The sequence below is a fragment of the Phenylobacterium sp. genome (assembly GCF_044371015.1).
Lineage (GTDB): Bacteria > Pseudomonadota > Alphaproteobacteria > Caulobacterales > Caulobacteraceae > Phenylobacterium.
The window spans coordinates 16,002-27,518 of sequence record NZ_JBILUK010000018.1; the positions used below are offsets into that span (position 1 = coordinate 16,002).

The following is an 11,517-nucleotide window of genomic DNA, read 5'->3' on the forward strand; positions in this document are numbered from 1 at the left end:
AGCCGGCGGCCTACATTAGGCCCAGTCCGCTCAGGCTGGCGACGCCGTCGCGGCCGGCGATCAGGTGGTCGTGGACCTTGATGTTGAGCGGGCGGAGGGCGCCCACGACCTGTCGCGTCATCTCGATGTCGGCGGCGGAAGGCGAGGGGTCGCCGGATGGGTGATTATGGACCAGGATCAGGCTGCTGGCCGCCAACTCAAGCGCCCGGCGGGCCACCTCGCGCGGATAGACCGGGGCGTGATCGACCGTTCCGTGGTTCATCACCTCGTCGGCGATGAGCTGGTTCTTCTTGTCGAGGTAGATCACGCGGAACTGCTCGCGCGTCTCATGGGCCAGCACCTGTTTCACATAGGCGACCAGCGCTGACCACGAGGAGATCACCGGCCGCCGGGCGACCTGTTCGCGGGCGGTGCGCAGGCCAAGTTCGTGGACCAGGGCCAGATCCAGGGCCAGTGCGTCGCCGACCCCAGGCACCGTGCGCAACGCGGCCGGGCTGGCCCCCAGCACGGCGCCCAGAGAGCCGAAGCGGGCGAGCAGCCGCTTGGCCAGCGGTTTCACGTCGCCGCGCGGCAAGGTGCGGAAGAGGAGCAGTTCCAGCGCCTCATAGTCGGGCACGGCGGCGAGCCCGCCGGAGGCGGCCCGCGCACGCAACCGTTCGCGGTGGCCCAGGTGATGCGGCGCGGCCTCGGGCGCGTCCTGCCAGGGCGCGACCTGGGGCATGGCGTCCTCAAGGGCGAAGCGGGCGCGATCCATGCGACTATGTTCCCGAAACGTTCAGGATGCGCAAGGCCCCTTTTCGGGGGAGGCGGGACGCCGCCCCGTAAGCCAACCTTGGCGTGGGGGTATGCCAAATGAGCTTTGCAACAATCCTGAGCGTTATCGCCGCCGCGACCGCGGTGGTGATGATCCTGATCGTCAGCCCGATCTAGATCTCAGGCGACCTGCATCGGCGGGCGGAACCCGTCGGTCGGCGATAGCGTGAAGATTTCCACACCCGTCTCGGTGACGCCGACCGAATGCTCGCACTGGGCCGAGAGCGACTTGTCGCGGGTGACCGCCGTCCAGCCGTCCGCCAGCAGCTTCACGCCGGGCTTGCCCAGGTTCACCATCGGCTCGATGGTGAAGAACATGCCTGGACGCAGCACGTCGCCCGTTCCGGCCTGGCCGAAATGCAGGATGTTGGGCGCATCGTGGAACACGCGGCCCAGGCCGTGACCACAGAAGTCGCGCACCACCGAGCAGCGCATGTTTTCCACATAGCTCTGGATGGCGTGGCCGATGTCGCCGGTGCGCGCGCCGGGCCGAACCGCTGCCAGCCCGCGGGCCAGGCCCTCGTAGGTGACATCCACCAAGCGCTTGGCCTTGGGCGCAACAGCGCCGACGCCGTACATCCGTGAGGTGTCGCCGTGCCAGCCGTCGACGATGGCGGTGACGTCGATATTGACGATGTCGCCCTCGCGCAGCGTCCGCTCGCCGGGAATGCCGTGGCAGACGATGTGATTGGGACTGATGCAGGTGGTCTTGGTGTAGCCGCGATAGCCGAGACAGGCGGGCAGCCCGCCATGATCCAGGATGAATTCGCGCGCCAGATCATCCAACCGGCCGGTGCTGGCGCCCGGGACCACGTGCGGGGCGAGCATATCCAGGCACTCGGCGGCCAGTCGGCCGGCCTTGCGCATGCCCTCGAACCCCTCGGGTCCGTGCAACTTGATGGCGCCGGTTCGGTGATCGGCGACGAGGGTGTCGTTCATGGTTCGCTCCAGCGCCCTATGTCGCAGCATAGTCGGCGAAGTTCAAGGAAGCGTGGAGGCGGCTCACACCGGCCGCACCAGCACGATCTTCTTCTTGCCCGCCGCCAGCTTGACCACGCCGTCGACCAGGTCTGCGGACGTCACCACCCGGTTGGCGTCGCTTATGGCGGCGTCGTTCAGGCGTAGGCCGCCGCCCTGGGCGAGACGCCGGGCTTCGCCCTTCGAGCCCGCCAGCCCGGCATCGGCCGCCAGTGCAGCCAGTACGACGCCCGCCTCCAGGTCGGCGCGGGGCAGTTCAAAGGTCGGCATGTCGCCCGACACCCCGCCCTGCTCAAAGGCGACCCGGGCGGCTTCCTGGGCCCGCTCCGCTTCGTCGGCGCCGTGCAGAAGGGTGGTGGCGGCGTTGGCCAGCACCTTCTTCGCCTCATTGATCTCAGCCCCGCCCAACGCCTCAAGGCGGGCGATCTCGTCCAGCGGCAGATCGGTGAACAGCTTGAAGAACCGGCCGACGTCGGCGTCCTCGGTATTCCGCCAGAACTGCCAGTAGTCGTAGGGGCTGCGCATGTCGGCATTGAGCCAGACGGCCCCGCCCACCGTCTTGCCCATCTTCTGGCCCGAGGCGGTCGAGAGCAGCGGCGTGGTCAGGCCGAACGACGGCTTCTGGTCGACGCGGCGGATCAGCTCCACCCCGTTGACGATGTTGCCCCACTGGTCCGAGCCGCCCATCTGCAGCACGCAGCCATGGGCCCGCGACAGCTCCAGGAAGTCGACCGACTGCATCAGCATGTAGTTGAACTCAAGGAATGTCATCGGTTGCTCGCGCTCAAGGCGCGCCTTGACGCTGTCGAAGGCCAGCATGCGGTTGACCGTGAAGTGCACGCCGAAGTCGCGCAGGAACTGGACGTAGCCGTAGGCCGACAGCCAGGCGTCGTTATCGACCATGACCGCGTCGGTCGGACCGTCACCGAAGGTCAGGAACCGCTGAAACGTGCCCTTGATGGTGGCGATGTTGCCTTGGATCTGCTCGTGGGTCAGCAGGGGGCGCTGTCCATCCTTGTCGGTCGGATCGCCGATCTTGGTGGTGCCGCCGCCCATCAGCACAATGGGTTTGTGGCCGGCTTGCTGCAGGCGACGCAGCATCATGATCTGGATCAGATGGCCGACATGCAGGCTTGCGGCCGTGGCGTCGAAGCCGATGTAGGCCGTGACGATCCCCGAGGCCGCCGCCGCATCCAGTTCCTGCGGGTGGGTGATCTGGTGAATGTAGCCACGCGCCTGCATCGTGCGCAGGAACTCGGATTTGAAGGTGTTTGCGGACATCGGCGGTCTCGGTCTGGAAGCGCCGGCGCTGTCTGAAAAGGCGCCGACCGGGTTAGGGACAGGCGCGTGGGATCGGACGCCTGCTAGCGGGGCAGGCGGTAATAGCTGTCAGTGCGGGCGCGCGGTCCGATCATCGCGGGCTAGCTACGTCGGCGTCCCCATGGCAGTCAAGCGACCATGCTCGTGCTTGGATTCATGACTGGGACCTCGCTCGACGCCATCGACATGGCGGTGATTGAGACCGATGGCGAGGCGATCCTGGCCTTTGGCCCGGCGGGCGAGGTCAAGCTGCCCGACGGCTTGAGGACGGTGCTCCTCGAAGCCACCCGCCAGGCGCGCGCCTGGCCGCGCGGCGCGCCGGAGCCCGCGATCTTCGCCCATGCCGCCGAGATGGTGGCCGAGGCGCATTTCTCGGCCGCAGAGGTCTTTCTTCAGACCAACGGGCTGTCCTGGCCCGATCTGGACCTGGTGGGAATGCACGGCCAGACGGTGCTGCATGAGCGTCCGCAGGACGGCCGCGTGGGCCGGACCGTGCAATTGGGCGATGCGACGCTGCTGGCGCGACTTTGCGGACGACCGGTGGCCTATGACTTCCGTACGGCCGACGTGGCGGCGGGCGGGGAGGGCGCGCCGTTGGCGCCGATCTATCACCTGGCCCGGGCGCAGGCGTCAGGGCTCCGGCCGCCGTTGGCCGTGTTGAACGTGGGCGGGGTGGCCAATGTCACGCTCTGGACCGGCGGCGACGAGATTGCGGCCTTCGATACCGGCCCGGGCAACGGCATGATCGATCAACTTGTGCAGGCCAGGGGCGTGGGGCTGTTCGACGCCGAGGGCGCTTTGGCGCGGGCCGGACGGGTCTCGGAGGGCGCCTTGGCGCGGCTGCTGGATCATCCCTACTTCGCGGCGCCGCCACCCAAGTCGCTTGATCGGTTCGACTTTTCGCTCGACCCCCTCGAAGGGCTCAGCCTGGCGGATGGGGCGGCCACGCTGGTGGCCTTCACGGCCGAGGCGGCCCGGGCGGGCTTCATGGCGCTGGATGTCGCACCGACCGACGTGATCGTCTGCGGCGGCGGGCGGCGCAATCCGGCGATCATGGCCGCCCTGGCCGAACGCTTGCCGGGCCGCGTGGCGCCGGCTGAGGCTCACGGCTGGCGTGGCGACGCCATCGAGGCGGAGGCGTTCGCCTACCTCGCCGCCCGAGCCTTTCGCGGGCTGCCGATCAGCTATCCGAGAACGACCGGTGTCGCGGCCCCGATGACGGGCGGTAAGGTAGTGAGGCCGTGAGCGCCTGACCCCAGGTCACGCTTGCCGTTCAAACCATCGTTCGGCAGGGTTTCGGCTTCGAATTCAGGGAACCCAAGTCATGGCCGACGACAAGCCGGAAATCTTCGACGCTTCGGAACTGGGGTTCGATCCCGGGGCGCTCAAGGCCAAGTACCGCGCCGAGCGCGACCGGCGCGTGCGGGCCGACGGCAACGAGCAGTATGTCGAGATGGCGGGCAAGTTCGCCCACTACCTCGAAGACCCGTACATCGAGGCGCCGATCGAGCGGGCGCCGCTTACCGACGACACCGAGGTGATCGTGATCGGCGGCGGGTTTGGCGGTCTGCTGGCCGGGGCGCGGCTGCGCGAGGCGGGCTTCACTGACGTGCGGCTGATCGAGAAGGGCGGCGACTTCGGCGGCACCTGGTACTGGAACCGCTATCCGGGCGCGGCCTGCGATATCGAGAGCTACATCTACCTGCCGCTCCTGGAGGAAGTGGGCTTCATGCCCTCGCGCAAGTACACGCGCGCGCCGGAAATCCTGAAGTACAGCCGGAAGATCGGCGAGAAGTTCGGCCTCTACGACAACGTCTGTTTCCAGACCGAAGTCACGGCCATGCGCTGGGACGCCGAGGCCGCCCGCTGGATCGTCGAGACCAACCGCGGCGACGCGATGCGCGCCAAGTTCGTGGTCATGGCCAATGGGCCGCTGCATCGGCCCAAGCTGCCGGGCATCCCGGGCGTTGAGGGCTTCAAGCGGCACAGCTTCCACACCAGCCGTTGGGACTACGGCTACACCGGCGGCGGGCCGGAGGGCGGTCTGGAGAAGCTGAAGGACAAGCGCGTCGGCATCATCGGCACGGGCGCGACGGCCGTGCAGTGCGTGCCGCACCTGGGCGAATGGGCCAAGGAGCTCTATGTGTTCCAGCGCACGCCTTCGTCGATCGACGTGCGCAACGACCGCCCGACCGATCCCGAGTGGGAGAAGTCCTTGCAGCCGGGCTGGCAGCAGCACCGCATGGACAACTTCAACACCCTGGTCAGCGGCGGTTTTGCGCCGGAGGACCTCGTCAACGACGGCTGGACCGACATCATCGGCAACATCCTGCTGCTGGCGCGCCGCAAGGCTGAGAAGGGTGAGACGGTCGAGGATCCCGCGGCTCTGATGCAGCTCGCCGACTTCAAAAAGATGGAGCAAGTGCGGGCGCGGGTGGACCAGGAGGTCAAGGATCCGGCGAAGGCGGCGGCCCTGAAGCCCTGGTACAACCAGTTCTGCAAGCGGCCCTGCTTCCACGACGAGTATCTGGCGACGTTCAACCGCCCGAACGTCCACCTGATCGATACGCAGGGCAAAGGCGTCGAGGCGATCACCGAGACAGGCATTGTCGCCAACGGACAGGAGTACGAGGTCGACTGCCTGATCTATGCGACCGGCTTCGAGGTCGGCACCGACTACACCCGGCGGGCTGGTTATCAGGTCTATGGCAAGGACGGCGTCACGCTCAGCCAGAAGTGGGCGAACGGGCTGGAGACCTTCCACGGGTTCTTCGTGCGCGACTTCCCCAACCTGTTCGTGGTCTCGACGGGGCAGTCGGGCTTCACTGCCAACTTCCCGCACATGCTGAACGAGCAGTCCAAGCACATCGCCTATGTGATCCAAGAGGCGAACGGACGTCAGGCGCGCACGATCGAGGCCGAGCAGGGCGCCGTCGACGCCTGGGTGGAGACGATCCAGAAGCTGGCCCTGATGCGCGAGAACTTCCTCAAGGAATGCACGCCCGGCTATTACAACAACGAGGGCAAGCCCGAGGCGATGACCACCAAGAACTCCTCCTATGGGGCTGGCCCGATCGCCTTCCTGAAGGTGCTGGAGGACTGGCGGGCGAGTGGGGAACTCAAGGGCCTCGAATTGAAGTCCTAGGGCATGCTCGCGCCCACCGAGATCGCCGCCGGCGACGGCCGCGTGATCCTGCTGGTGGTGGCCCACGCCGATGACCCGGCGCTGTTCCTGGGCGGGACGATTCTCCGATGGACCGACGCCGGATGGCGCGTGGTCTGCGTTCGGGTGACCGATGACCGATGGGATTCGGTCGGTCTCTCTGAGGCTGAGACGATCGAGGCCAACGCGGCGGAATTCCGGGCGGCGGCGAAGGCGCTGGGTATCGCCGAGATCGTCGAGTTCGGTCTGCCCACCGACACCTTGGGCGACGCGAGCGAGGTCGCGCTGCGCGAGCGCGTCATCCGGCAGGTGCGGACCTGGAAGCCCTATGCGCTGGTCAGTTTCGATCCCTACGCCCGGCCGGGCGAAGACAATCAGGACCATGTGAAGGTCGCGCAGGCGGTCGACGAGGCGTTCTGGACCAGCCAGTTCCCGCTGCATCATCCCGAGCATCTGGCCGAGGGGCTGGAGGTTCATGGCGGCTTTGAGCGCTGGTACTTCGGGCGGTCCGTGGTCGAGGCGACCGATGTGGTCGACGTTTCCACCGTGCTGGACCGCAAGATCGAGGCGGCGCTCAAGCACCAGACCATGCTGCGGAACTATGTGAACCAGTTGCGGCTGCAGGCGCGGACGGGCGGGTGGCGGCTGCCGATGCTCGACGAGATCGACGCCGGTGGTGACCTGCGCGAGGTGATGGCCATGTTGCTGCGGGGCGGCGCCAAGGCGACCGGCGCGCCGCATGGCCTGGAGGCGGCTGAGGTGTTCCGAGTGGTGCGGTTCGGAGGCCTCGAGAGCCTGCTCAACCTATATGGTCGGCGACTTTAGGTGATGGGTGTAATCCGCGATGGACGTTGTGAGATCTTCGTGCTCACCCTGACGAAATGAGTGACTTGGCGCCACGCCGCAAGGGCGGATTCCTGGATGCGGTGGAGCGGATTGGCAACGCCCTGCCGGATCCCGTGTTCATCTTCATCGGCATCATCGGCGTTCTGGTGCTGGTCTCGGTTTGGGGCGCTGCCGCCGGGTGGAGCGCGGTGAACCCGGCGACGGGCGAAGCCCTGATCGCTCAGAGCCTCTTAAGTGAGGCCAATGTCCGCAAGCTGCTCACCGAGATGGCGCGCACCTTCACCGGCTTCGCGCCGCTGGGACTGGTCCTGACCATTGTTCTGGGCGCCGGCGTGGCGGAGAAGAGCGGGCTCATGTCGGCGCTGCTTCGCGGCAGTCTGCTGCGGACGCCGACGCATCTGCTGACGCCCGTGGTGTTCCTCGTCGGGATGTTGGCCACCCACGCGGTCGACGCGGCTAATCTGGTCTACGTGCCGCTGGTCGGGATGGTCTATGCCGCCGCCGGGCGTCACCCGGTGACGGGTCTTCTGACCGCATTCGCCGGGTCGGCGACGGGACTGGCCGGCAACCTGCTGCCGGGACAGTACGATGTGCTCATCCTGGGCGTCACACAGACCGCGGCGCGACTGATTGATCCCGCCTGGACCATGAACCCGGTCGGCAACTGGTGGTTCATCGTGGTGGTCGCGCTGGCCTTCACCGGCGCGGCCTGGTTGTTGATCGAGCGGGCGGCCGCGCCGCGTCTCGGACCGTGGAAGGCCGAAGATCCTGGCTCGCTATCGGGCGCAGAGTTGTCGGAGAGTGATGTCCGGGGCCTCAAGGCCGCCGGGCTTGCGGCGCTGGCGGTGGGGCTCAGTGCGGCGGCTCTGGTGCTCTGGCCGGGATACTCGCCGCTTTACGATGCTGAGGCCGCGCCGGCGCAGCGGCTCTCGCCGATGTTCCAAAGCCTCGCGGCGTTGATCGCGATCCTGTTCTTCGCCACGGGTTGGGCGTTCGGCGCCGCAAGCGGCTCGATACGCAGCCATCGCGACGTGGTTGAGGCCATGGTGCGCGGCCTGGAGCCGATGGTGCCCTATCTGGTGCTGGTGTTCTTCGCGGCGCACTTCGTGGCGATGTTCGGCTGGTCGAATCTCGGGCCGATCCTGGCCATCTCCAGCGCCGACATGCTGCGGTCCTTGAACGCCCCGCCGGCGCTGCTCCTGCCGCTCGTGACCACCGCGTCGGCCTGGCTCGACTTCCTGATCGCCTCGGGGTCGGCCAAATGGGCGGCGGTCTCTCCGGCGGTGGTGCCGATGCTGATGCTGTTGGGAGTCTCCCCGGAGATGAGCACGGCGGCCTATCGGATCGGCGACACGGTCACCAATCTGATCTCGCCGCTGAACGCCTACTTCGTGCTGACCCTGCTCTATTGCCGACGATGGGTTCCGGATTTCGGTCAGGGCACGATGCTGGCGATCCTGCTGCCGCTGGCCGCCGCCTTCTATGTGATCGGCGTCGTGCTGGTGGCGGGCTGGATCATGCTGGACCTGCCCCTCGGCCCCGGAGCGCAGGTGGCCTATACGCTGCCCGTGCGCTGATCGGTCTGCACCGATCCTGCACGCAAGTCGTGCGGAGCCTTACGTTGACGACCGGGCGGGATGCCCGATGCTGGGCCCATGCCTGAAGTTCTGGTCGCGGACGACGATCCGCACATCCGTCAGCTCCTTGTGTTCGCGCTGGAAAAGGCGGGCATGGTCGTGCGTGAGGCCGCCGATGGCGAGGCGGCGCTGGCCGAGGTGGCGCGCGCCCGGCCGGATCTGATCGTGCTCGACATCAACATGCCGCGCATGGATGGCCTGGAGGTGTGCCGCCGGCTGCGCGCGCAGGGCGACCTGCCGATCCTATTCCTGTCGTCGCGCGACGATGAGATCGACCGGGTGCTGGGCATCGAACTGGGTGGCGACGACTATGTGGTCAAACCGTTCAGCCCGCGCGAGGTGGTGGCGCGGGTGCAGGCGATCCTGCGGCGCGGCCGGGCGATGTCGGCCGACCAGGGCGCGGTGAGCGGGCGCGGGCGACTCGCCATCGACGAAGCGGCCTGGCTGGCCCGCTGGGACGGCGTCGATGCGCCGCTGACGGTGACCGAGTTCGGCATTCTCAAAATTCTCGCCGGGGCGCCGGCGCGGGTGTACAGCCGGGATGCGATCATCGACCGTCTGCACGGCCCGGGCTTCGCCATCACCGACCGAACCATCGACAGCCACGTACGCAACCTGCGCGGCAAGTTCGCCGCCCTGGGCGGACACGACGTGATCGAGACCCGACCGGGTGTCGGCTACCGGCTGGGGCCCTGTCAGGGCGGTGCGGCGTGACCGGGCGGGCCGGCTGGCCCACGCCGCGCCTCAGGACCATCCTGTTCGGCGTGCTGCTGTTCGCCGCCGCCATGCCCGCGATGGGGGCGATCTTCCTGCGGGTCTATGAGAACACCGTGGTGCGTCAGAGCGAGGCGGAACTGACGGCCCAGGGCGCGGCGCTGGCCGCCCTGGCTTCGGTGGACTGGCCGGGCGCCACGCCGCCCCGGCCGCGCCCGATCAAGCCCGACGCTGACTATTTTCGCCCGGAAAGTCCGACCGTGGACCTGACCCGGGATGAGGTGCTGCCGGAGCGGCCGATGCCGGTCCGCGCCGCGCGCCCGGCGGATCCTTCGGCCCTCGCGGTCGGCGCGCGGCTGGCCCCCGTGATTGAGCGCACGACCCGCATCACTCTGGCCTCGGTGGCGATGACCGACCGTACGGGCGTCGGCGTGGCCGGACCCGGTCTCGGCGGCGACTATTCGCGCCTGCCGGAGGTTGTCGAGGCGCTGGCCGGACGGTCGAGCACCGTGTTGCGGACCAACGGCGACTACCAGCCGATCTACAGTTTCGAGTGGCTGAGCCGGGCCTCCGGCCTGCGGCTGCACCACGCGCGCCCGATCCTGGTGGATGGGCGCGTGGAAGGCGTGCTGCTGCTCTCCCGCTCGCCGAGGGCGTTGTTCCGAGGCGTCTATGAGGATCGCGGCCAGTTGATCCTGGGCGGCGTGGTGATCCTGGCGGTCTTGGTGCTGCTTGCCGGGCTGGTGTCTCGAGGCGTGACGCAGCCGGTGGAAAAGCTGAGCGCGGCGTCAAGGGCGGTTGCGGCGGGCGGTGGCGAGATCCCGCCGACGCCGGCGCTGGCGGCGGCCGAGATCCAGGCGCTCTACGAAGACTTCCGCGCCATGGCCGAGCGGATCGAGCGACGCGGCCGCTATCTGCGCGACTTCGCCGCTGCTGTGAGCCACGAGTTCAAGACGCCGCTGGCGGGGATAAACGGCGCGGTCGAGCTGTTGCAGGATCACTTCGAGACCATGTCGGCCGACGAGCGGAGGCGGTTCCTGAACAATATCGCAGGCGACTCCGAGCGGTTGTCGCGGCTGGTCACGCGGCTTTTGGATCTGGCGCGCGCCGACATGGCGACGCCGGAGGCGGGGGTCTCGAGCGATGTGCCGTCGCCGCTCCAGCGGGCGGTGGAACGCGAGGCTCGCCCCGAGTTCGTGGTGGAGATGAGCCTGCCGGATGATCTGCCTCGGGTCGCCGCGCCGGAAACGACCCTGGAAAGCGTGCTGACCATCCTGCTCCAGAACGCAAGGCAGGTCGGCGCCGGACACGTCAAGCTGGCGGCCATGGCGTCCGGCGGGCGGTTGACGATCACCGTCTCAGACGATGGCCCCGGCGTGCCTGAAGCCGACCGAGAGCGGCTGTTCGAGCCGTTCTTCACCAGCCGTCGGAGCGAGGGCGGCACGGGTCTGGGCCTGCCTATCGCCCGTTCGCTGCTGGCCGCGAGCGGGGGGACGCTGGAGCTGGTCGAAAGCGCAAGGGGCGCTACGTTTCAGGTGACCCTTCCGAAGGCCTGAAACACCCCTTGAGCGTCGTGGGGATGCCAGGCGCTACGCCGGTTCCGCCGCCAGGCGCTTGTCGAGATAGGAGCCGACGCGCCTTTCGACCTCGGGCAGGTTGTCCATCCAGAAGTGGCTGCCGCCTTCGACGACTTCATAGTCGATGACGATGCCCTTCTGCGTGCGCAGCTTGGAGACCACGCGCTCAACGTCGATCGGCGGCACCACCGTGTCGTTCTGGCCGTGCAGGATCAGGCCCGAGGCCGGGCAGGGGGCCAGGAAGCTGAAGTCGTAGGCGTTGGTCGGCGGCGAGACGGAGATGAAGCCGTCGGTCTCGGGACGCCGCATCAGGAGCTGCATGCCCACCCAGGCGCCGAAGGAATAGCCGGCGACCCAGCATTGGGAGGCGGCGGGGTTGGTGGTCTGCAACCAGTCAAAGGCTGTGGCTGCGTCGGCCAGTTCTCCGATACCGCCATCGAACTCGCCCTGGCTGCGGCCGACGCCGCGG

At 68.0% G+C, this 11,517-nt stretch carries 10 protein-coding genes; 6 read left to right on the plus strand and 4 right to left on the minus strand.

Going from position 1 to position 11,517, the window contains the following annotated elements:
* Positions 1-10: 10 nt before the first annotated feature.
* From radC to tyrS, 3 genes are all read right to left on the minus strand, one after another.
* Positions 11-721 (minus strand): DNA repair protein RadC, encoded by a 711-nt coding sequence (gene radC / locus ACIQ3R_RS03085; RefSeq protein WP_397414990.1) that lies wholly within the window; start codon positions 719-721, stop codon positions 11-13.
* Between the two features lie 212 nt (positions 722-933).
* Positions 934-1,752 carry a type I methionyl aminopeptidase gene (map, locus tag ACIQ3R_RS03090; RefSeq protein WP_397414964.1) on the minus strand — a complete coding sequence of 273 codons (819 nt, stop codon included), beginning with the start codon at positions 1,750-1,752 and terminating at the stop codon, positions 934-936.
* 63 nt (positions 1,753-1,815) lie between these two features.
* Complete coding sequence (gene tyrS / locus ACIQ3R_RS03095; protein ID WP_397414967.1) at positions 1,816-3,072, minus strand: tyrosine--tRNA ligase; 1,257 nt, start codon at positions 3,070-3,072, stop codon at positions 1,816-1,818.
* Positions 3,073-3,249: 177 nt separating this feature from the next.
* On the opposite strand from tyrS, the gene ACIQ3R_RS03100 reads away from it, so the two are divergent.
* The 6 genes from ACIQ3R_RS03100 (at position 3,250) to ACIQ3R_RS03125 (ending at position 11,027) form a co-directional block, all read left to right on the plus strand.
* Positions 3,250-4,356: an anhydro-N-acetylmuramic acid kinase gene (locus ACIQ3R_RS03100; RefSeq protein WP_397414970.1), complete on the plus strand. Its 1,107-nt coding sequence runs from the start codon at positions 3,250-3,252 to the stop codon at positions 4,354-4,356.
* A gap of 79 nt (positions 4,357-4,435) precedes the next feature.
* Positions 4,436-6,256, plus strand: coding sequence for a flavin-containing monooxygenase (locus tag ACIQ3R_RS03105; protein WP_397414973.1), 1,821 nt, complete (start codon positions 4,436-4,438; stop codon positions 6,254-6,256).
* A gap of 3 nt (positions 6,257-6,259) precedes the next feature.
* A complete protein-coding gene (locus tag ACIQ3R_RS03110; protein WP_397414976.1) occupies positions 6,260-7,099 on the plus strand; it encodes a PIG-L deacetylase family protein in 840 nt (279 codons plus the stop codon).
* Between the two features lie 56 nt (positions 7,100-7,155).
* Positions 7,156-8,697 carry an AbgT family transporter gene (locus ACIQ3R_RS03115; RefSeq protein ID WP_397414978.1) on the plus strand — a complete coding sequence of 514 codons (1,542 nt, stop codon included), beginning with the start codon at positions 7,156-7,158 and terminating at the stop codon, positions 8,695-8,697.
* A 78-nt stretch (positions 8,698-8,775) separates the two neighbouring features.
* Positions 8,776-9,471 (plus strand): response regulator transcription factor, encoded by a 696-nt coding sequence (locus tag ACIQ3R_RS03120; RefSeq protein WP_397414981.1) that lies wholly within the window; start codon positions 8,776-8,778, stop codon positions 9,469-9,471.
* Positions 9,468-11,027, plus strand: coding sequence for an ATP-binding protein (locus ACIQ3R_RS03125; RefSeq protein WP_397414984.1), 1,560 nt, complete (start codon positions 9,468-9,470; stop codon positions 11,025-11,027). The genes ACIQ3R_RS03120 and ACIQ3R_RS03125 overlap by 4 nt, the downstream gene beginning before the upstream one ends.
* Before the next feature lie 33 nt (positions 11,028-11,060).
* Here ACIQ3R_RS03125 and ACIQ3R_RS03130 read toward each other — a convergent pair.
* The coding region (locus tag ACIQ3R_RS03130) for an alpha/beta hydrolase (protein WP_397414987.1) at positions 11,061-11,517 on the minus strand (457 nt) is incomplete at its 5' end.